General features: G+C 64.1%; 14 protein-coding genes. 6 read left to right on the forward strand and 8 right to left on the reverse strand.

What is annotated here, in order from left to right:
- Positions 1-7 precede the first annotated feature (7 nt).
- The 6 genes from B552_RS0102330 to B552_RS0102355 all read right to left on the reverse strand — a co-directional run bounded on the left by B552_RS0102330 (position 8) and on the right by B552_RS0102355 (position 7626).
- The gene (locus B552_RS0102330; protein ID WP_026035238.1) at positions 8-1477 is read right to left on the reverse strand and encodes a glycine betaine ABC transporter substrate-binding protein; all 1470 of its coding nucleotides are present in this window, start codon (positions 1475-1477) and stop codon (positions 8-10) included.
- A gap of 116 nt (positions 1478-1593) precedes the next feature.
- A complete protein-coding gene (locus B552_RS0102335; RefSeq protein ID WP_019447386.1) occupies positions 1594-1980 on the reverse strand; it encodes a cupin domain-containing protein in 387 nt (128 codons plus the stop codon).
- 10 nt (positions 1981-1990) lie between these two features.
- Positions 1991-5287: a DNA translocase FtsK gene (locus B552_RS0102340; protein ID WP_026035239.1), complete on the reverse strand. Its 3297-nt coding sequence runs from the start codon at positions 5285-5287 to the stop codon at positions 1991-1993.
- A 124-nt stretch (positions 5288-5411) separates the two neighbouring features.
- A complete protein-coding gene (locus B552_RS0102345; protein ID WP_051003516.1) occupies positions 5412-5951 on the reverse strand; it encodes a DUF4136 domain-containing protein in 540 nt (179 codons plus the stop codon).
- Between the two features lie 103 nt (positions 5952-6054).
- On the reverse strand, positions 6055-6468 hold the full coding sequence (locus tag B552_RS0102350; protein ID WP_026035241.1) for a DoxX family protein: 414 nt from the start codon (positions 6466-6468) through the stop codon (positions 6055-6057).
- A 156-nt stretch (positions 6469-6624) separates the two neighbouring features.
- A complete protein-coding gene (locus B552_RS0102355) occupies positions 6625-7626 on the reverse strand; it encodes a LysR substrate-binding domain-containing protein (protein WP_019447390.1) in 1002 nt (333 codons plus the stop codon).
- 146 nt (positions 7627-7772) lie between these two features.
- Between B552_RS0102355 and B552_RS0102360 the strand changes: the two genes are divergently transcribed.
- Both B552_RS0102360 and egtB read left to right on the forward strand, forming a co-directional pair.
- Complete coding sequence (locus B552_RS0102360; RefSeq protein WP_019447391.1) at positions 7773-8393, forward strand: NAD(P)H-dependent oxidoreductase; 621 nt, start codon at positions 7773-7775, stop codon at positions 8391-8393.
- A gap of 225 nt (positions 8394-8618) precedes the next feature.
- Complete coding sequence (gene egtB, locus B552_RS0102365) at positions 8619-9908, forward strand: ergothioneine biosynthesis protein EgtB (RefSeq protein ID WP_019447392.1); 1290 nt, start codon at positions 8619-8621, stop codon at positions 9906-9908.
- A 605-nt stretch (positions 9909-10513) separates the two neighbouring features.
- On the opposite strand, the gene B552_RS27045 is transcribed toward egtB, so the two are convergent.
- Positions 10514-12949 carry a hypothetical protein gene (locus tag B552_RS27045; protein ID WP_019447394.1) on the reverse strand — a complete coding sequence of 812 codons (2436 nt, stop codon included), beginning with the start codon at positions 12947-12949 and terminating at the stop codon, positions 10514-10516.
- Between the two features lie 338 nt (positions 12950-13287).
- Complete coding sequence (gene prpR / locus B552_RS0102380) at positions 13288-15279, reverse strand: propionate catabolism operon regulatory protein PrpR (protein WP_083860206.1); 1992 nt, start codon at positions 15277-15279, stop codon at positions 13288-13290.
- Between the two features lie 302 nt (positions 15280-15581).
- On the opposite strand from prpR, the gene prpB reads away from it, so the two are divergent.
- The 4 genes from prpB (at position 15582) to prpF (ending at position 21608) form a co-directional block, all read left to right on the forward strand.
- Positions 15582-16490, forward strand: a complete 909-nt coding sequence (prpB, locus tag B552_RS0102390) for a methylisocitrate lyase (protein WP_019447396.1) — start codon at positions 15582-15584, stop codon at positions 16488-16490.
- Positions 16491-16548: 58 nt separating this feature from the next.
- Entirely contained in the window at positions 16549-17706 is a 1158-nt protein-coding gene (gene prpC, locus B552_RS0102395; RefSeq protein ID WP_019447397.1) for a 2-methylcitrate synthase, read from the forward strand.
- Between the two features lie 96 nt (positions 17707-17802).
- Entirely contained in the window at positions 17803-20400 is a 2598-nt protein-coding gene (acnD, locus tag B552_RS0102400) for a Fe/S-dependent 2-methylisocitrate dehydratase AcnD (protein WP_019447398.1), read from the forward strand.
- A 14-nt stretch (positions 20401-20414) separates the two neighbouring features.
- Entirely contained in the window at positions 20415-21608 is a 1194-nt protein-coding gene (prpF, locus tag B552_RS0102405; RefSeq protein ID WP_019447399.1) for a 2-methylaconitate cis-trans isomerase PrpF, read from the forward strand.
- Positions 21609-21652 lie beyond the last annotated feature (44 nt).

A 21652-nucleotide genomic window follows, 5' to 3' on the forward strand; every position in this document is an offset into this window, starting at 1 on the left:
ATTTCGCTCAGCGTGCGCGCTTTCGATTCCCCAGATGCTCGACCAGCCCGAACCCGCCCTGCACCACCAGCGCCAGCAGCGCGGCCGGGATCGCCCCGCCCAGAAGCTGGGTCGCATCGTTCAGCGCCAGCCCCGTCACAATCCGCTCGCCATAGCCGCCGGCCCCGACGAACGCGGCAATCGTGGCCGTGCCCACGCTGATGATGGCGGCGGTCTTGACACCAGCCAGCGCCACGGGCATGGCCAGCGGCAGTTCCACGTACCGGAGCACCTGCAGCGGCCGCATGCCCAGCGCCCGCGCGGCATCGCGCATGCCGGCCGGCACCTCCTGCAGGCCGATGCATGCGTTGCGCACGATCGGCAGCAGCGCGTACAGGAACAGTGCGACCAGCGCCGGCCAGATGCCGATACGGCCAAGCAGCGGGATCAGCATGGCCAGCAGCGCCAGCGATGGGATGGTTTGCAGCATGCCAACCACGGCCAGCAGTATCTGACCAAACCGGCGCCGGCGCGCGGCAACCACGCCAAGCGGCACGCCAACCAGCGTGGCCGCCCCCACCGCGCCGCCAACCAGCGCCAGATGCCGGGCGGTCAGCCGCCCGGTCTCGTCGCTAAGCAGCACGCCAGCCAGGCCGCGCCGGGCACCGGTAGCGGCGGCATCGCTCGCAGGCGTGGCGGAATGCCCCGCCAGGAACCTCCTGGCCACGGCTTCAAACGACTGACCGTCGATTTCGGCGGCGGCGTTCATGTCGATCATGTCCTGCGCGCCGATGCGGCCCGCCAGATGCTGCAGCGCCTGCCATGCCTCTGGATGGCGGCGCGGCACATCGAGCCGGTAGACGACTACCGCCTCATAACGCGGAAATACATGCAGGCTGTCCTCCAGCACGCGCAGATGGTAGCGGCGGATTTTCGCGTCGGTCGAATAGATATCGGTCGCGTCGATCTGTCCGTGCGCCAGCGCCTCATAGGAGATGCCATGATCAATCCCGACCGGCTGTTGCGGCAGCCGGTACGCGCGCTTGAGCGCCGGCCAGCCATCCGCGCGCCCCAGGAACTCATGGGACAGCCCAAGCCGCAAGGCCGGCTGCTGCGCGAGGTCGCCGAGCGTCCGCAGGCTGCCCGCGCGCGCCTCCGAAACCGCGATCGCATAGGTATTCTCGAAGCCGAGCATGATGTCCGCCCCAAGGCCCATCGGCGCCAGCGCCGCGTTGATCCGCTCCAGCGTGGCAGGACCCTGTAGCTTGAGAACTTCGCTGGCGAGCGTGCCGGTGTAGTCGGGATAGAGATCGATATTGCCGGCCTTCAGCGCCGCGAAGACGATCGCCGTGTTGCCCAGGCCGGGCAGGTATTGCACCGTTGCGTATGGCGCGGCGGCCTGCGTCAAGACCTGGCCAAGGATGTAGGACTCGGTGAAGCGCTTGGAGCCAATGCGCAGGGTGTCGGCGCCAGCATGAGCCCACGGGCCAAAGACCATGGCCAGCAGGAATGCCAGCAGGGCAACGAGGCGGAACTGCCTGGGTGGGATGGGCAAGCCGGAACCTCTGCTCGGGAACGTCCCGACATCATAAGGGCATCCGGCGGTTCAGCGTATCAGGGCGATGGTGAAGGTGAAGGCGATGGTGAAGGCGAAGGCGCGGACACGGGCGTCACGTGAACGGCCAGCCAGATCGTGGGCTGAGCCGCGTCGGTCCATGCCACGCGATGCCGGCAGTGGGCCGTCAGGTGGAGCCACTGTCCCGCACCCAGCGTGTGCACAGTGCCATCGTCGATTTCCACGGCGGCGCTGCCGGTGACCACGAGCACCCATTCGTCATCGGGGCTGTCGTACCAGAAGCCGGGCGGGCTGGCCTGGCTGTTCGAGACGATGCGTTCGATACGCACCCGGCCCGCCGCCTGCCATTGCAGCAGATCGGTAAAGACCTCGTCGGACGCGTGAACCGGTACGTCATGCAGAAGGTTGCCAGAGGTCGCCGTCATGTTCCGCTCCTCAATCCGCCGGCCCGGGCGCAACCACTTCGCGCGTGCCGTTGCGGCCCATCGCCGACACCAGCCCTGCCACTTCCATCTGCTCGATCAGGCGCGCGGCGCGGTTGTAGCCGATGCGCAACTGCCGCTGCACGGCCGAGATCGACGCCCGGCGCGACGTCAGCACGAACTGGGCGGCCTCGTCATAGAGCGGGTCTGCCTCGCCGTCGCCGCCATCGCCAAACAGATCGGCGCCGCCGCCTTCGGGCGCATCTCCTGCCAGGATGGCTTCGTCGTAGTCGGGTTCGCCGAACTGCTTCCAGTGCTCCACCACGCGGTGCACTTCCTCGTCGGCCACGAATGCGCCGTGCACGCGCTGCGGATAGCCGGTGCCCGGCGGCAGGAACAGCATGTCGCCCTGCCCCAGCAGGCTTTCGGCGCCCATCTGGTCAAGGATCGTTCGCGAATCAATTTTCGACGACACCTGGAACGCCACGCGCGTCGGGATATTGGCCTTGATCAGGCCCGTAATCACGTCCACCGACGGGCGCTGCGTGGCCAGGATCAGGTGGATGCCGGCCGCGCGCGCCTTCTGCGCCAGCCGCGCGATCAGTTCTTCGATCTTCTTGCCGGCAACCATCATCAGGTCGGCCAGTTCGTCGATCACCACCACGATCAGCGGCAACGTGGACAACGGCTCCGGTGCATCGGGCGTAAGCGAGAACGGATTGGGCACCTTCTGCTCGGCGGCTTCCGCCGCGCGAATCTTCTGGTTGTAGCCCGCCAGGTTGCGCACGCCAAGCGCCGACATCAGCCGGTAGCGCTTTTCCATCTCACCAACGCACCAGTTCAGCGCGTGCGCGGCCTGCTTCATATCGGTCACCACCGGCGCCAGCAGGTGCGGAATGCCTTCGTAGACCGAAAGCTCCAGCATCTTCGGGTCGATCATGATCAGGCGCACGTCTTCAGGTGTCGCCTTGTACAGCATCGACAGGATCATGGCGTTGACGGCCACCGACTTGCCCGAGCCGGTCGTGCCGGCCACCAGCAGGTGCGGGGCGCGCGCCAGATCGGTCACCACCGGGTTGCCGGTAATGTCCTTGCCCATCGCGAGTACGAGCTTCGACGCATGCGACTGGAACGCGCTGCCGTTGACGATTTCCGACAGGCGGATCATCTGCCGCTTCGGGTTCGGCAATTCCAGACCCATGCAGGTCTTGCCCGGAATCGTCTCCACCACGCGGATCGAGGTCACGCCAAGCGCGCGGGCCAGATCTTTCATCAGGCCCACCACCTGCGCGCCACGCACGCCCATCGCCGGATCGACTTCGAACCGCGTAATGACCGGACCGGCGCTGGCACCAACCACCGACACCGGCACCTTGAACTCGGCCAGGCGCTGCGCGATCAGTTCACCGGTCTGCTGCAGCCGTTCCTCCGAAACCTGCTCGGCGTTCTCGTCGGCCGCTTCCAGCAGGCCGCCGCCCGGCAGGCGATAGTCGACGATGCGGGGCGGAGCCGGCGGCGCGGGCGGAGCGGCCGGAATTGCCGCGGCGACGGGAGCCGCTACAGTCGCCAGCGAACCCTGCGCGCCCAGCGCCACGGTCTTGCCAACCACGGCCTGCAGCACGATGCGTGGCTTTGGCGTGGGCTGGACGAAGACATTGGCGTCGACGACTGCGGCCTGTTCCTCGGCTTGGTCTTCGGCTTGGTCTTCGGCTTGGTCCTCTTGCTGTGCTTCGGCTTGCTCTGCAACCGGCTCTTCAATCGGCTCTGCAACCGGCTCATCCACCTTGCTTTCGCCCCGACCTTCACTTCGGGCCTCGGCCACGGGCTCGATCTCGTCGAAGGGGACTTCGTCAGCCATCGACGCCGCCACAGCCTGCTGAATGGCTTCGTCGGCGGAGTCAGACACGGCTTGCGGTGCATCGATAACCTCGGTCACCGGCTCCGACTGCGCCTCCAGAGAATCCTCTACATCCGGCTCGATCGGCTCTACCAGTTCTACCGGCTCAGCGGGTTCCACCGGCTCGGCGGCCTCGGCTTTAATCACAGGCGCGACAGGCTCCGCCATGGGCGCCACTTCCACTGGCCTGCCCGCCAGGGCACGCAGTTCGGCCAGCAAGGACTCGGCTTCCTCCCGAATCGCGTCCATCGTGACCGCCGTTTCGGCAGACTCGCCCGATGTGCTGCCCGGTACCGCGTCCTCTGCTGGCGCCGGGACCGGGGCATCGATGGTCGTGATTTCGTCTGCGATTGCAACAGCTGCAACGGCCGTTGCCGGGGCGCCCTGCCCCACCACCGGCGTCACCACAGGCGCCGCCACCGACGCCGATTTGGCCTCGGGCAGCGTCGTGATCGCCGAGCGCGCGCCAAGCTGCGGATTGCGGAACGGGCTGCTGACCACCGTCGCGCGCGCCACGGCTGGTTTCGGTGCGGACGGCGTCTCCACCCGGGCCTGCGCAGATGAGGCCGGTGCGGGGCGCGTCGGCGCGGGCGGCACGGACGGGGTGATAGCGCGCGGCGCAGCGGCTGCCGGCGTCTTCGGCGCACCCGTCTCGGCAGCGGTTGTTACCGGAGCCGGCTTGACGGCACCTGGCGCATCGGCGTGATGCAGCCAGATCTCGCCGGGCTGCGGCGGCGACTGGCGCGTACGGGGCGGCGGCTGCCAGGCTGGCTGGCGGCGAGCCGAAACCGCTTCGATACCCTTGTGGCGCGGCGCGCCGCCCTGCCAGCCCGCGGCGGACTGGCCCGGCAGGGACGTGGTCTCCCAGCGATCGATCGAATCGCGCGGCGCAACCTGCGGGGCGGCGGTATCGGCGCGGGTATCGGCGCGTGAATCGGCGCGTAAATTGGGGCGGGAGTCCGGGCGCGGGTCTACGCGGGCCTCGGCACGTGTATTGGTACGTGTATTGGCGCGGGCATTGGCACGCGACGGCGCCCTTGCATCGGCATGATCGCCATCGCCCTCGGCGCGCGGCTTGCGCAGCATGAAAAGGCTGCGCCAGGTCTCGCCGAATACCATCGGCGCCGCCATGCCCAGCACCGCGAGCATCATCAGCAGCGCGCCGGTCCACCCGAGCATGCCGCTGGCCATGCCCGCCATGGCGTGCCCTACGGCGCCGCCCGCGGTCGCACCCTCGCCGCCAGTCAGCGATTCAAGCGTGGCGCTGGCCCCCAGTACAAACACCGTACCGAGCAATACGCGCAGCGAGCCACGGCCAAACAGCCGCCGCTCGCCAGCCAGCAAACGCCCCACTGTTCGCCAGACAAGTGGCAACAGCCAGAAGGTCGACAATCCGAACCAGCCCAGACCCATGATGAATATGACACGTTCAAAACTACGGGCAGCGATTGTAGCGGGTCTGGCCGGTGTCCCATGTCCGAATTTGTGACCTGATGTCGCAAAACGCACGGCAAATCTGAAGATTTGCCGGCAACGGTCACTGCGGCGCGCGGAATGGGTACTTCAGAAAGATCTGGTTGACGACCTTGTCGATGGCCTGCTGATTGGCCTGCGGATCGGACTGGCTGGCGTCGCCCTGCGCCACGCCTTCCCAGACAAGCTGGTTCCGCTGCGCATCGACGAGGTCGATATTGAGCGTGCCTTCCGTGTACGTATAGGTATCGCTATAGAAGCCGTAGCCCGGCCATGGCGCATAGAGTCCGCCGCGATAGGCGTAGTAGCCGAGGTAGCCCGGCGGCGGCATCGGTGGCGGTTCGCTGACCACCTTCTGGCGCAGCTGCGCATTGAAATTGACCAGCAGGTCAGGCAGGTGCGCCGAATACCGGTAGCCGCGCGCCGTCATCTCGCGCTGGATGGCGGTCTTCAGGTACTGCGTGGTCAGACTCTCGTAGCCTTCGCGGTCCGTGCCGGGCCGGGCGACGAACCCGAACGTGCGGTACTTCGAGAAATCATTGGCATGGTTGTAATCAGCGCGGATGTCCGGCCCCGTGGCACAGCCCGCCAGCATGGCCACCATGGTCGCCACGGTGGCCGTAGCCAGAATCGCCGGCGCTGGCCCCGCCAGCGCGCGCCCAGCCTGTCTGAGAAGGCCCTGCATTGCGGCTCCCTCCGTCAGTGTCTCAGTTCCATTTGCCGTCGATGCCGCCCATGCTCAACCGGCCCGCGCCGAGCAGCGCAACCGCCAGCGCGCCAGCCAGGTACATCCCCTGCAGTTCCAGCGCCCAGCCACCGGTGGATGCCATCTCGGTAAGCTGCTTCAAGTGGACCAGCGATAGCGCAAAGACCATGTTGATGGCAATGATCAGCGCTGCCGCCCGCGTCCACAGGCCGATGATCAGCAGGATGGGTGCCACCACCTCGCCCACATAGACCAGATAGGCCGTCTGTGCCGGCAAGCCCGCCTGCGTGACGACCTGCACCACGAATCCCGGACCGGCGATGATCTTGGAGATGCCGTGCACCAGGATCAGTGCGCCCAGCACGATGCGGAGTAAGGCCTTGCCGAAGTCCTGCGATCCCTGCGTGCGACTCATCATCTCGACGGCTCCCTGGAGTTGGATGGCAGCCGCGCACGGCGCGCCGCACCATGCGCATGTGACCTGCACAACTTACCTTAGATCGTGCCGGCGTGAAGGTAAAGGCGCTGCGGCACGGCGCCTTGGCAGTTTCACGGCTATTTCACGGCTACTTCACGGCTGGTCCGGCTGCATCGCGCTGCTATCGGCACGTGCAGCGGGTTCGGTCGGTGGCGCCACATGCATGCCCAGGCTGGTGGTCGGCACCATGCCGATCTTGCGCGCGCATTCGGGCAGCACGTCGGCCAGATAGTCCAGCAGACGCCGCAGGGCCGGCGTCACGCCCTGACGCGACGGAAATACTGCGTGGAGCACCCCCATCGGCAGGTCCCACTGCGGCAACACCACTTCCAGATCGCCGCGTTCCACGGCGTCGCGGCAGTACATGCTTGGCAGCAGCGCCACGCCAATGCCGGCGATTGCCGCCTCGCGCAGCAGCGCAAATTCATCAGTCACCAGTTTCGGGTCATAGCCAACCTGCACCTGCTCACCGGTCTTGCAGAACAGTGTCCAGACGTACTTGCCGTCGTGCGGCTTCTGGTCCACGCCGGGCATGCCCTCCAGCGCCTGGGGCGTGCGTGGCCGGCCGATACTGTCGAGCAATGCAGGACTGGCCACCAGCCGCAACTCGCTCTTGCCGAACGTGCGCACCGCAAGGCTGGAGTCCTCAAGCACATTGCGCACGCGCAGCGCCAGGTCAAAGCCCTCGGCGATCACATCCACACGGCGGTTGGTGGCCTCGATCTCAAGCTGGATGCCCGGATTCGCGCGCATGAAATGGCCGATCGACGGGGCCAGCAACACCTGCGCAATGCCCACCGGGCAGCTCACCCTGAGAGAACCGCCCGGTTGTTCGCGCGCATGTTCAATCACTTCCCGGGCGGCTTCCGCTGCGTCGAGCATCTCGCGGCAACGCTCGTAGTACGCCTCGCCGAGTGGTGTTACACGCACTTGTCGAGTGGTCCGGCGCAGCAATTGCACGCCCAGATCCCTTTCAAGCTGCGCGATCCGACGTGAAAGCCGCGATTTCGGCACACCGATGGCCCGGCTCGCCGCTGAAAAGCTGCCGTGCTGTACCACCTGGGCAAACAGCGACAAATCGTTGAGATCCTGCATGGCCGGGCTCCTTCAATACATGCAACGGCGTCTGGACATGCGTCGTTGCGTCGGCAGAACAATCATTTGCATTTTGCCTCACTACCGGCACCAATGGGGACCCACTATCTTTCAGCCATCCCAACCGAACCTTAGTGGAGCCAGACATGAACATCCTGCAGATCGATTCGAGCGTACTGGGCGACAACTCCGTATCGCGCACCCTGACCGCCAGCATCGTGGCCGACCTCGTTGCAAAGAACCCGGGTGCCAAGGTCACCGTGCGTGACCTGGACCGCGAAGCGCCCGCCCACCTGGGCAACCACCTGCTGCCCGTGCTGGGCGGCCCGAAGGACGGCCTGAACGCCGTGCAGCAAGCCGAACTCGATCGCACCGAAGCGTTCCTTGCCGAATTCATGGCCGCGGACGTGCTGGTTATCGGCGTGCCGCAGTACAACTTCGGCATCCCGAGCCAGCTCAAGGCGTGGATCGATCGCATCGCCCAGGCCGGCCGCACGTTCCGCTACACCGCCAATGGCCCGGAAGGCCTGGCCACAGGCAAGCGCACCATCGTCGTGTCGTCGCGAGGCGGTGTGCGTCAGGATTCCAACGCGCTGGACCTGCATGAGATCACCATCGATACGGTGCTGCGCTTCCTGGGCATCACCGATATCAGCATCGTCCGCGCCCACGGCCTGGCGATGGGCCCCGACGCACGCGAAGCGGGCCTGAGCACCGCGCGTACGCAGATCGCGGCACTCAACGACGCCGTGCGCGCTGCCGCCTGAGCCTGAGCCTGCGCCTGAACCTTATCTTCGTCTCCGTGTAGTACCGGCGCCGCCCCCTCGGCGCCGTCTTCGCTGCGACAGGTGCCTCTCCCGGGGCACCTGTTTTTTTATTTGCGCTATGGGGTATCGGGAGTGGCGGCATGATCCCCCCGGCCGGGCGGCTCGCCCCGGCGTGCGTATGGGTCTATGATGGTTCGACATTTGCCGCGCCTTCCAGGAGCCTGCATGCCTTCAGCCTTGCTGCCTGCCGCCGCCAGTCATCCCCCGCAGGAACCCGCCCTTCTCAGCCGCTACCGCCATGTGCGCAATGCCACGGAAGCACTGGTGGCAGATCTGTCAGATGCTGACGCCACAGTGCAGTCAATGGACGATGCAAGTCCGGCGAAATGGCACCTTGCACATACCGCGTGGTTCTTCGAGGAATTCGTACTCGCCGCGCGGCTGCCTGACTATGAGCCGGTCGATCCGCAGTATCGCTATCTGTTCAACTCGTACTATGAAGCGGTTGGCGCCCGCCACCCTCGCCCGCGCCGTGGACTGCTGACGCGCCCGACGCTCGACGAGGTGCTGGCCTATCGCGAGGCCGTCGACGAAGCGATGGAGTCGCTGCTGATGCGCGCACAGACCGACACCGAAGCCGCCCTGATCACGCTTGGACTAAATCACGAGCAGCAGCACCAGGAGCTTTTGCTCACCGACATCCTGCACCTGTTCGCGCAGAATCCGCTGCGTCCGGCCTATGCCCCGACGCTGGCATCGCCGGTCATCACGGACCCTCGCCCCGAGCCTGAATGGATCTCGATCCCGGGGGGCGTGGTGAGCATCGGGCACGGCGGCGACGGCTTCGCGTTCGATTGCGAAAGCCCGCGCCATCAAGTCCTGTTGCAGCCCTACGCGTTGTGTTCGCACCCGGTCAGCAACCGGCAGTGGTTCGAGTTCATCGAGGACGGCGGCTACCAGACTGCCGGGCTTTGGTTATCGGACGGCTGGCGCTGGGTCTGCGACAACGCCATCGAGGCACCGCTCTACTGGGAAGACCACGACGGCACATGGTGGCAGATGACGCTGCGCGGCATGCAGCCTGTCGATCCGGAAAGCCCGGTGACGCATGTGAGCTTCTTCGAAGCCGACGCGTTCGCTCGCTGGGCCGAGCGCCGCCTGCCCACCGAGGCCGAATGGGAACATGCGGCACGCAACCTGGCGGCCACGGGAAATTTTGTCGAAGATCGCGTGCTACGCCCCCTGCCCGATCGCCAGAACACGGCCGGAGCCTTGCGACAGATGTTCGGCGACGTCTGGGAATGGACCGGCAGCGCCTTCCTCCCCTATCCCGGCTTCCGGCCGAACGCTGGTGCCGTGGGCGAGTACAACGGCAAGTTCATGAGCAGCCAGATGGTGCTGCGCGGCGGGTCGTGCGTCACGTCCGAGTCGCATATCCGCGCAAGCTATCGCAACTTCTTCTATCCGCATCAGCGATGGCAGTTCACGGGAGTGCGGTTGGCAGATGATGCTTGACGAGTTTTGCAAGCTTCTGTCTGTTGGCGTGGTGAAATTTTGGCCGTTAATTGCAAATCTTAGAATCGCTGGATTCCGCTACCGGCCAGCAATCGCTTCAATGCCTCGCACATCCCCTTAACCATCGATCTCATCGTCGGGCGGAACGGTTGTTATCCCCCGGAACGCCCTTGGACTCAGGCGATAAGTGGCTGCACCCGAACTGCAAACATGATTCGCGACGTTGCGACCATCTTTCAAAACATAGACACCACTCGGAAATCCGTCATATATAACATAATCATATCCATTAGATTTGAATCTTACATGAGTAAAACTTACGCCACCCGCATGAATGTCGCTAATAAAGAATCGGTTAAACGGCACATCCGCCACGCGTGGATATTGAAGCTCGATATCGCCTAGCCCCCCAAATCGGTACTGAACATGGCCGTTATTTGGGGATATATTTCCCGATGCACACAAAGATATAATCCTTTCACTACTCGTTGCACAACTAAAATAGACCTCCTCAGTTGGACGGCAAAGAGTATCATTGTTCGCCCCGCATGGTTGGGCCGCGGCAGAAAAACCCAAACAAAAAAGAGAGAGACCATGAAACCATTTCAATTCAAAACTCCTTGTGACCATATAAACTCGAAATTTCTGACACGAGCCGCCCTGCTATCTGTATGAAAGTTCACAATTTCAGTAATATCATCAACATGACTTGAATCCGATCCACGATCAGCTTTTTCTGGCAACCTCCCACTCAGCCAAAAATATACAGCAGACCGAACCGCATACTTTGCAGAAAGCAGCAGATCTGGAGCCTGTTCAAAATCAAGCAGTTCAGTTGGCCATTCCGCCTGATTTTCGACATGCCAGGCTGTGAACGCTCGATAATTTGCGCGCCCAGTCAAATGCTTCAAGCCGCGCCCGCGATATTTCCATCCATCTCCACTCTTATAGTCGCCATTTCCAAGATCCCTCCTGTTGCAATAAGCACCATTCGCGATTGCCTCAAAATCCGTCTGGGCCATCCTAGCACCGTCTTCCTTTACTCCGCGCTGACTGGCATATCCGTGCGCGTCCGCCATCTCCGGATTGCGACGAAAATATGAGAAAGTTCTTTTGAGATTTTCCGCGCTCCATACAAACCCCTCTTCAAGGCCGATCGACGACCCTGTCTCCTGCATGACCTGCGCAAAGAAATGAGCTCTTCTCAATGGCGTATCAAGCTTGTAGAAATCGATATGCGCATTGAGTTCATCAACAATCTCAACGAGCAGGGAGTCCCTGGCTCTTGGAAAGAGCCTCTTCAACTGCGCCGATGTAAATCGAAACTTGTTGAAGAAATTCCCGACGAACCCCACCGGATGAATATGAAACACATTCGGCAGCGGCAGATCCGGGACGCCTGCCTTCACCTCATCCCACCAGACCAGCTTCTCGATTCGCATCTGCTCGGCCTCGTGCAGCGCTTTCGCCCCGGCCTGATTTTCGATTTCCCGGACAAGCTGTTTCCACTTGGCAGGGTTGGCCCATTCGCTCTCGTGCTTGATGATGAGTCGTGACAGGCTTAATGCCCGCCACGGGTCGTCGCAGGCGACGCGCAGTTCGTCGGCAGCCTGGCTACCGTCCCCGGTCTGATAGACGGCACGATAGACCTTGGCCATCAATGGATTGAGCTTTTCCAGTGCGCTTGGCGCAGGCACATCCGCCCCTAATCCGTGGTCGACATGCGCCCTGGCATTGACAAACGTTGTGTGGGTCGGGTCGTGCGCCCCCTCGAAGACGTCGAAATCGATCCAAGCCTGTGCAGACTCGAGCGTGACCCTGCCGCCCGCAAAATTCTCCTCCCGCACCCAACCACTGATGGGGTGACGCAATACATTCGCACTCTCGACCTTCCACCATCGCCGCCGACGGTCAGGGCCCGCTTCAGTTTCGGTGTAGGAGTTCTCCTTCCGCCTGGCGAGTTCTGCTAGTGCCGCCACGTAGATGACGTCTGTCTGGGGAGCGTCCTGCCCTTCGTGATTGGCCGCCTTGTAGAGCTTGGTCCTTCTGTCCACGCGCAAGATCGTTGGATCGCCAGGCAATCCCAGCGCCTCCCAAGCGTCGGGCCGATGCGAGTTCTCCGAGATCCACGCACGCCCCTGCTTGAGGAAGGCCTTGATGTCGTCCCCGGAAAAAACCTCGATGTGCACCATCCGGTTCGCGATCAACTGGTTGAGCGAATCATGGCGACCTAGGTGTCCGACCAGTTCGCCTGCCTTGATCTTGATTGGCGCAGGAGGAATGACCACACGGTCGAAGAATGTGTCCGGCATGACCTCGTCAACCGCTGGGCCGCCGTTCGTGTTGCCCAGGAAGGCCCACCCGCCTAGGGCATCTGCTGGTGCAGCGTAGCCTCCCGCCCTGGGTGGATAAGGCTGCGCGCCATGCGCATCCTTGATCCTGCCCCAGTCGCCCGCGCGTTCACTGATGCTGAATTGTGCTCCTCGGGGCAAAATGCACAAGGGCGCGCCGTCTGGCTTCGTAACACGGACCCTCAGCCCCGTCTGCTCAGGTGGCGCAGCTTGACCAGATGCCCTCGCATATGGCTTGTCTCGGGCAAAGGCCGTCACCTTGAACTCTGGCGACCAGTATGCGGGCCTACGCAGTTTCTTGTCACCGTCATACCCGGCAAAATCCTGCAGGTGCATGTACAGGCTGAAGAACACCAGCTTGGTACCCCGGGGAAACTCCATCGAGTGGCGAACCAGGGCAAAGCCAGTGCTATAGGGAGCCTTGATGGACGGCATATCAGCCTGGGCAGGCAACTCGCTGACCGGATAGTTTCGATTCAGCCGCCACGCGACGACCTCGCCATCAGCGATGCAACGCACCCCACCCTCCAGGTCCAGACACTGGCCGGCCCCGGCCTCGGAAATGTGGATACCTCCGTGCCACATGCCATTGCGGCTGACCGCAAAGGTACCCGACGGCTCCTTCGTCAAGAGCTTATGAAATTCATGTTCGTCAGTGATCTCAACGGACTCCGCGTCGTTACCTTGCACCTTTTTGCGTAGCGGAAAAACGAAGCGCAATAACTTTAGTGGGGGGAGTGGTGGACTGGTAGATGTGGCAGCTGACATATCGGTTGACCCAGAGAACCCGAGCGCCGAAGGCTACCTTTTTTATTCCCATGAAAACAGCATTTTTATTATTAAAGGAATTTAATTTTTAGTTATCCAATATTTAAATATTCTACGATATACACAATATTGATGCACATGCTAGGAACTTGCGCAGGATGCCGCTCCAATTGCCACCAGCCAGTGTGCCTCTTGCCCGAACATCGCCCCAACTTGATAGAGGCGATAATGATTTCACCACCGACCGGCAGCGATCAGGATCACCCCTCACGCAACCGCCGCCACAGCGTCGTCGGACTGATACCCAACTGCGCGCACGCCGCCGCGCGATTTCCGCCGCAGTCGGCCAGCACACGGCGGATATGCTCCGCCTGGCTTGCCTTGGAGACCCCGGCCAGCGACTGCGCGGGTTCGCCCTCGGCCATCGCGATGGCAATCCCCTGGTCGCCTGAGAACAGTTCTGGCACCGCTGCCTGCAACTCGCGCTGCAAGGCTGCCGGCGTCAGGTTGGCGCCGGCCACGAGCACGGCGATCCGTTCGGTCACGTTTTCCAGCTCGCGAATATTCCCCGGCCACGCGTAGCGCGCCAGTCGGGCACGGACAATCGCGGGCAGTGCTTGCGCCTCGGCAATGCCAAGCCGCTCCTGGGCGCGCCGGTACAGCAGTTCAGCCAGCACGGGCAGGTCCGCCGCGCGGTCGCGCAATGGCGGCATCTCGATGCGCAGGATATTGAGCCGGTAGTAGAGATCCTGGCGGAACGATCCTTCGCGCACCAGCGCGGAGAGGTCCCGGTGGGTAGCGGCAATTACGCGCACATTGACCGGCACCGCTTCGATGGCGCCAATCGGCAGCACCTGTTTTTCCTGCAGCACGCGCAGCAGGCGCGTTTGCAGTGCCGGGGGCATGTCGCCAATCTCGTCGAGAAATAGCGTGCCGTTATGGGCCGACTCAAACAGGCCCGCCTTGCCGCCACGCCGCGCGCCGGTGAATGCGCCTTCCTCGTAGCCGAACAGCTCAGATTCGAGCAGAGTCTCGGGAAATGCCGCGCAGTTGACCGCGACAAACGGAAACGCGCGCCGCGGGCTGGCATCGTGCATACCCTGCGCCAGCACTTCCTTGCCGGTGCCGCTCTCGCCGCTGACCAGCACCGTTGAATCGACCAGCGCATAACGCCGCGCCAACGCGCGCAAATCGTTCATCGCCGGGGAGTCGCCGGCCAGGTCCTCCAGGCTGTACCGCACGCCGGCGGCCCGGGCACGCGAACGGGACCGCAGGTTGCGGTCGGCGCGATGAATTGCGTTGGCATCCTGGATCGTCAGTACCGCGCCCGTGGTACCTGTCTCCCCGACAATCGGAATCCGGTTGACCACCACCATCTTGTCGCCGAGCCGATGGATCGCCTCCAGTTCGCGCGTGCCGCTCTGCATCACGCCGTCGAGCGACAGGCCCGGCGCCAGCGTGGACAGCTTGCGGCCCACCGCGACGCCGGCCGGCGCGCCCAGGAAACGCTCCATCGCCGGATTGAACGCCTGCACGCGCCCCTCGCCGTCGACGGCCGCCACCCCTTCATTCAGGTGGGCCAGGATCGTGTTCACGTACTCGCGCCGGGTGGATTCGATACGGCGCAGGCGCGCGGCCTCGATTGCGTCTTCCAGCGCCAGCCGCACCGCGTTGCCCGAGTACAGGAATACGCCGACGAGTCCGTACTTGTCGGCCAGGTCGGTCACCATGCCCGGGCCAACCACCACGCGCACACCCTCCTCCTTGAGCGCGCGCACGCGTGCCGTGGCATCGTCTTCGGTCAGATAGGTATATCGCGGGATATCGAGCGAGAAGGCACGCACGAATTCATCGACCTCGGCATAGGTCGACGCATGGGTCACCAGCGCCACCTTGGGCGAGATCCGGCGCGCGGTGGCCAGTGCGCTCATCACGTCAAAGCCGGTCACCTTGACCAGCACCACGGGCACATCAACGTGCTGGCGCAGATAGGCGCCGTTCGATCCGCCCGCCACCACCACATCGACGCGGTTCTCGCGCGCCTCCCGGTTGATTGCACTGGCGGCTGCCTCGAACGCCCGGCCGACGATCCGGAACTCCGCGCGGCCAGCATAGGCGGGAATCAGTTCGGCAAAGGCCCGCGAGAGACGGCTGATGCCCATGGCCCAGATACGCGGGCGGGCGCCGGGTGCCACCGGACCGGACGGATTCAGGGAAATAGGCTGCTGGACAGTGGGGGGCGAAGGAGTCATGGAACAGCGTCTGCGACGGGCGTATAGTCGTTGTGGATTGTGCGCCGGCCCGCCTCGCATTTCAACTTTGAAATGCAATGAATTTCAAATTCGAATGCGAAATGTGCCAGATGCAGCATCTGAATTCGGGCCTCACACAGCACTCGCACGATGTAACCCCCTGATGAATAAGGGATAACCGCCGGTTCGGCAGCCCGGCAGGCGGTTGCCGTACCCGTCACTTGCGGGCTGGCACACGCCTTGCGCCATAGGGCGGCCCTGTTCAGACAGGTTTCAGCATTCACGAATAACGGATTCACGCCATGACCTTTACCGCCACCGAACTCGCCCGCTCCGCCGGCGCACGCTTCCGCCAGGCCCTGATCGATGAAAGCCCGCTGCAGATCCCGGGCACCATCAACGCCAATCACGCGCTGCTGGCCAAGCGTGCGGGCTACCGCGCGATCTACCTGTCGGGTGGCGGCGTGGCCGCCGGCTCGCTAGGCCTGCCCGATCTCGGCATCTCGAATCTCGACGACGTGCTGACCGACATCCGCCGCATCACCGACGTGTGCGACACCCCGCTGCTGGTCGACGTCGACACCGGCTTTGGCTCCTCTGCCTTCAACGTGGCCCGCACCACGCGCTCGCTGATCAAGTTCGGCGCAGCCGCCATGCATATCGAAGACCAGGTCGGCGCCAAGCGCTGCGGCCACCGCCCGAACAAGGAAATCGTCACCAAGGGTGAGATGGTCGACCGTATCAAGGCCGCCGTCGACGCACGCACCGACGAGCACTTCGTGATCATGGCCCGTACCGATGCACTGGCCGTGGAAGGCCTGGACAGCGCCATCGAGCGTGCCGTGGCCTGCGTGGAAGCCGGCGCCGATGCAATCTTCCCCGAGGCCATGACCGACCTCGACATGTACCGCAAGTTCGTCGATGCCGTGAAGGTGCCGGTTCTGGCCAACCTGACCGAGTTCGGCGCCACGCCGTACTTCACGCTGGACGACCTTCGCAGCGTTGGTATTGCCATGTCGCTGTACCCGCTGTCGGCATTCCGTGCCATGAACAAGGCAGCCGAAAACGTCTTCGAGGCGATCCGCCGCGACGGCACGCAAAAGAACGTGGTCGACACGATGCAGACGCGCGCCGAACTCTACGATCGCATCGGCTACCATGACTTCGAGCAGAAGCTCGACTCGCTTTTCGCACAGGGCAAGGGCCGCTGATTCAGCACCCACCGCCATGACCGCACGCAAACACACCAAGCTTAACCAGGAGACCCTCATGTCCGAAGCCCAACCGCTGGCCACCCCGAAGCCCAAGAAGTCCGTTGCCCTGTCGGGTGTCGCAGCAGGCAACACCGCACTGTGCAGCGTGGGCCGCAGCGGCAATGACCTCCACTATCGCGGCTACGACATCCTCGACATCGCCGACACCTGCGAATTCGAGGAAATCGCTCACCTGCTGGTCCACGGCAAGCTGCCGAACAAGTCCGAACTGGCCGCCTACAAGACCAAGCTGAAGGCGCTGCGCGGCCTGCCCGCCAACGTCAAGGCCGCCCTCGAATGGGTGCCGGCTAGCGCCCACCCGATGGACGTGATGCGCACCGGCGTTTCGGTGCTGGGCACCGTGCTGCCGGAGAAGGACGATCACAACACCCCGGGCGCGCGTGACATCGCCGACCGCCTGATGGCCAGCATGGGCTCGATGCTGCTGTACTGGTACCACTACAGCCACAACGGCCGCCGCATCGAAGTGGAAACCGACGACGACTCGATCGCCGCCCACTTCCTGCACCTGCTGCACGGCGAAGCCCCGTCGAAGCTGTGGGAACGCGCGATGCAGACCTCGCTGATCCTGTACGCAGAGCACGAGTTCAACGCATCGACGTTCGCCTGCCGCGTGGTGGCCGGCACGGGCTCCGACATGTATTCGGCCATCTGCGGCGGCATTGGCGCGCTGCGCGGTCCGAAGCACGGCGGCGCCAACGAAGTGGCCTTCGAGATCCAGAAGCGCTACGACACCCCGGACGAGGCTGAGGCCGACATCCGTCGCCGCGTGGAAAACAAGGAAGTCGTGATCGGCTTCGGCCACCCGGTGTACACGATCGCCGACCCGCGTAACCAGGTGATCAAGGACGTGGCCCGCAGGCTGTCGAAGGACGCCGGCTCGATGAAGATGTTCAACATCGCCGAGCGCCTGGAAACGGTGATGGCCGACGCCAAGAAGATGTTCCCGAACCTCGACTGGTTCAGCGCGGTGAGCTACCACGTGATGGGTGTGCCGACCTCGATGTTCACGCCGCTGTTCGTCATCTCCCGTACCTCGGGCTGGGCCGCGCACGTGATCGAGCAACGCATCGACAACAAGATCATTCGTCCGACCGCCAACTACACCGGTCCGGAGAACCTGAAGTTCGTGCCGATCGAAAAACGAGCCTAAGGCGCGCCTGTATTGCAAGAAAAACGTGCCGCCGTCCGCGCATCGATCCCCTCGGGGCCGGACGCGGCGGCCGGCACGAACAGTCCTCACGACGCCATGAACACTGCATTCCGCAAGCCGCTGCCCGGCACCAAGCTCGACTACTTCGACGCGCGCGCCGCGGTTGAAGCCATCGCCCCGGGCGCTTATGACAAGCTGCCCTACACGTCGCGCGTGCTGGCCGAGAACCTCGTGCGCCGCTGCGACCCCGCCACGCTGACCGCCTCGCTCCAGCAACTGATCGGGCGCAAGCGTGACCTCGATTTCCCGTGGTTCCCGGCCCGCGTGGTCTGCCACGACATTCTCGGCCAGACCGCGCTGGTGGACCTGGCCGGCCTGCGCGACGCCATCGCAGACCAGGGCGGCGACCCCGCCAAGGTCAACCCGGTGGTGCCGGTGCAGCTGATCGTCGATCACTCGCTGGCCGTTGAATGCGGCGGTTTCGACCCCGATGCGTTCACGAAGAACCGCGCCATCGAAGATCGCCGTAACGAAGACCGCTTCGACTTCATCAACTGGACCAAGAAGGCGTTCCGCAACGTCGACGTGATCCCGCCGGGCAACGGCATCATGCACCAGATCAATCTGGAGAAGATGTCGCCGGTCATCCATGCCGACAACGGCTTGGCCTACCCCGATACCTGCGTTGGCACCGACAGCCACACGCCGCACGTTGACGCGCTTGGCGTGATCGCCATCGGCGTGGGCGGCCTGGAAGCCGAGAACGTGATGCTGGGCCGTGCATCGTGGATGCGCCTGCCTGACATCGTCGGCGTGGAACTGACTGGCCGCCGCCAGCCTGGCATCACCGCCACCGACATCGTGCTGGCCCTGACCGAATTCCTGCGCAAGGAAAAGGTGGTCGGCGCGTATCTGGAATTCCGCGGCGAAGGCGCTTCGACGCTGACGCTCGGCGACCGCGCAACCATCTCGAACATGGCCCCCGAATATGGCGCCACGGCCGCGATGTTCTTCATCGACGAGCAGACCACCGAATACCTGCGCCTGACCGGCCGGGAAGACGCGCAGGTCCAGCTCGTGGAAACCTACGCCAAGGCCGCCGGCCTGTGGGCCGATGCGCTGAAGACGGCCGAATACGAGCGCGTGCTCAAGTTCGACCTGTCCTCCGTGGTGCGTAACATGGCTGGCCCGTCCAACCCGCACAAGCGCCTGCCGACCTCCGACCTGGCCGCACGCGGCATCGCCGGCAAGTGGGAAGAAGTGCCGGGCCAGATGCCCGACGGCGCCGTCATCATCGCCGCCATCACCAGCTGCACGAACACCAGCAACCCGCGCAACGTGATTGCCGCCGCGCTGCTGGCCCGCAACGCCAATGAACGCGGCCTGACCCGCAAGCCCTGGGTCAAGTCGTCGCTGGCGCCGGGATCGAAGGCGGTGGAGCTGTATCTGGAAGAAGCCAACCTGCTGCCGGACCTGGAAAAGCTCGGCTTCGGCATCGTGGCGTTCGCCTGCACGACCTGCAACGGCATGTCCGGCGCGCTCGATCCGAAGATCCAGCAGGAGATCATCGACCGCGACCTGTACGCCACGGCCGTGCTGTCCGGCAACCGCAACTTTGACGGTCGTATCCACCCGTACGCGAAGCAGGCCTTCCTGGCCTCGCCGCCGCTGGTGGTGGCCTACGCGATCGCCGGCACGATCCGCTTCGACATCGAACGCGATGCGCTGGGCACCGATGCCAGCGGCAAGCCCGTGTACCTCAAGGACATCTGGCCGACCGACGAAGAGATCGACGAGATCGTCAAGCAGAGCGTGAAGCCCGAGCAGTTCCGCAAGGTCTACGAGCCGATGTTCGCGCTGCAGGCACAGAACGATACGTCGATCAGCCCGCTCTACGACTGGCGTCCGCAAAGCACGTACATCCGCCGTCCGCCGTACTGGGAAGGCGCGCTGGCCGGCGAGCGCACGCTGCGCGGCATGCGTCCGCTGGCAGTGCTCGGCGACAACATCACCACCGATCACCTGTCGCCGTCGAATGCGATCCTGCTGAACAGTGCGGCCGGCGAGTACCTGGCCAAGATGGGCCTGCCAGAGGAAGACTTCAACTCGTACGCAACGCACCGCGGCGACCACCTGACCGCGCAACGCGCCACGTTCGCCAACCCGACGCTGATCAACGAGATGGCCGTGGTCGACGGTGCGGTCAAGAAGGGTTCGCTGACGCGTGTGGAGCCGGAAGGCAAGGTCGTGCGCATGTGGGAAGCCATCGAGACCTACATGGATCGCAAGCAGCCGCTGATCGTGGTGGCCGGGGCCGACTATGGCCAGGGCTCGTCGCGTGACTGGGCCGCCAAGGGCGTACGCCTGGCTGGCGTGGAAGCCATCGTTGCCGAAGGCTTCGAGCGCATCCACCGCACCAACCTGATCGGCATGGGCGTGCTGCCCGTGGAGTTCAAGACTGGCGAGAACCGTGCCACGTACGGCATCGACGGCACGGAAACGTTCGACATCATCGGCGAACGCAAGCCGCGCGCGGCGCTGACGCTGGTGATCCACCGCAAGAACGGCGAGCGCGTGGAAGTGCCGGTGCTGTGCCGCCTCGACAGCGACGAAGAAGTGTCGATCTACGAGGCCGGCGGCGTGTTGCAGCGCTTTGCGCAGGACTTCCTCGAGTCCTCGCGCGCAGCGGCCTGATAAGGAATCTGACGATGGCACATGTACCCCAAATCAGAATCCCCGCCACGTACATCCGTGGCGGCACGAGCAAGGGCGTGTTCTTCCGCGTGCAGGACCTGCCCGAGGCCGCGCAGGTCCCGGGCAAGGCCCGTGACGCGGTGCTGATGCGCGTGATCGGTAGCCCTGATCCGTACGGCAAGCAGATCGACGGCATGGGCGCGGCCACTTCGAGCACCAGCAAGACCGTGCTGGTCTCGAAGAGCTCGCGTCCGGACCACGACGTCGACTATCTGTTCGGTCAGGTATCGATCGACCAGCCGTTTGTCGACTGGAGCGGCAACTGCGGCAACCTGTCGGCCGCCGTGGGCCCGTTCGCGGTCAGCAACGGCTTTATCGATGCCGCGCGGATTCCGCAGAACGGCACTGTGACGATCAGGATCTGGCAAGCCAATATCGGCAAGACCATCATCTCGCACGTGCCGATCACCAACGGCGCGGTGCAGGAAACGGGCGACTTCGAACTCGATGGCGTCACGTTCCCGGCAGCCGAAGTCCAGCTGGAGTTCATGGACCCGGCCGCCGACGAAGGCGACGATGGCGGCGGCTCGATGTTCCCGACCGGCAACCTCGTCGATGACCTGGAAGTGCCCGGCGTCGGCACGCTCAAGGCCACGATGATCAACGCCGGCATCCCGACGATCTTCGTCAATGCCGAGGCTATCGGCTACACCGGCACCGAGCTGCAGGAAGCGATCAACGGCGACCCCAAGGCGCTGGCGATGTTCGAGACGATCCGTGCGTACGGCGCCAAGCGCATGGGCCTGATCCGCGATATCGACGAAGCGGCCCGGCGCCAGCACACGCCGAAGGTTGCCTTCGTGGCGAAGCCGGCTACCTACACCGCATCGAGCGGCAAGACCGTCAACGCTTCGGACGTAGACCTGCTGGTCCGTGCGCTGTCGATGGGCAAGCTGCACCACGCGATGATGGGCACCGCCGCCGTTGCCATCGGCACCGCCGCGGCGATCCCCGGAACGCTGGTGAACCTGGCGGCTGGCGGCGGCGAACGCGAGGCCGTGCGGTTCGGCCATCCGTCTGGCACGCTGCGCGTGGGTGCGCAGGCCGCCAAGGTCGACGGTGAATGGACCGTGACGAAAGCCATCATGAGCCGCAGCGCACGCGTGCTGATGGAAGGCTGGGTTCGCATTCCGGGCGACGCGTTCTAAGCGCGGACATACACTCCTCTGCTGGTCCCCATGAAGCGGCATCT

The sequence above is a fragment of the Cupriavidus sp. BIS7 genome, from assembly GCF_000292345.1.
In the GTDB taxonomy this organism is placed as follows: domain Bacteria; phylum Pseudomonadota; class Gammaproteobacteria; order Burkholderiales; family Burkholderiaceae; genus Cupriavidus.

What these genes read in the sequence shown, in the direction of transcription:
- prpC (WP_019447397.1), top strand. Translation starts at nt 16,549, where the DNA reads ATGTCCGAAGCCCAACCGCTGGCCACCCCGAAGCCCAAGAAGTCCGTT.
- B552_RS0102335 (WP_019447386.1), bottom strand. Translation starts at nt 1,980, where the DNA reads ATGACGGCGACCTCTGGCAACCTTCTGCATGACGTACCGGTTCACGCG.
- B552_RS0102345 (WP_051003516.1), bottom strand. Translation starts at nt 5,951, where the DNA reads ATGGTGGCCATGCTGGCGGGCTGTGCCACGGGGCCGGACATCCGCGCT.
- prpF (WP_019447399.1), top strand. Translation starts at nt 20,415, where the DNA reads ATGGCACATGTACCCCAAATCAGAATCCCCGCCACGTACATCCGTGGC.
- prpR (WP_083860206.1), bottom strand. Translation starts at nt 15,279, where the DNA reads ATGACTCCTTCGCCCCCCACTGTCCAGCAGCCTATTTCCCTGAATCCG.
- B552_RS0102360 (WP_019447391.1), top strand. Translation starts at nt 7,773, where the DNA reads ATGAACATCCTGCAGATCGATTCGAGCGTACTGGGCGACAACTCCGTA.
- prpB (WP_019447396.1), top strand. Translation starts at nt 15,582, where the DNA reads ATGACCTTTACCGCCACCGAACTCGCCCGCTCCGCCGGCGCACGCTTC.
- B552_RS0102330 (WP_026035238.1), bottom strand. Translation starts at nt 1,477, where the DNA reads ATGGTCTTTGGCCCGTGGGCTCATGCTGGCGCCGACACCCTGCGCATT.
- acnD (WP_019447398.1), top strand. Translation starts at nt 17,803, where the DNA reads ATGAACACTGCATTCCGCAAGCCGCTGCCCGGCACCAAGCTCGACTAC.
- B552_RS0102350 (WP_026035241.1), bottom strand. Translation starts at nt 6,468, where the DNA reads ATGAGTCGCACGCAGGGATCGCAGGACTTCGGCAAGGCCTTACTCCGC.
- egtB (WP_019447392.1), top strand. Translation starts at nt 8,619, where the DNA reads ATGCCTTCAGCCTTGCTGCCTGCCGCCGCCAGTCATCCCCCGCAGGAA.
- B552_RS0102340 (WP_026035239.1), bottom strand. Translation starts at nt 5,287, where the DNA reads ATGGGTCTGGGCTGGTTCGGATTGTCGACCTTCTGGCTGTTGCCACTT.
- B552_RS0102355 (WP_019447390.1), bottom strand. Translation starts at nt 7,626, where the DNA reads ATGCAGGATCTCAACGATTTGTCGCTGTTTGCCCAGGTGGTACAGCAC.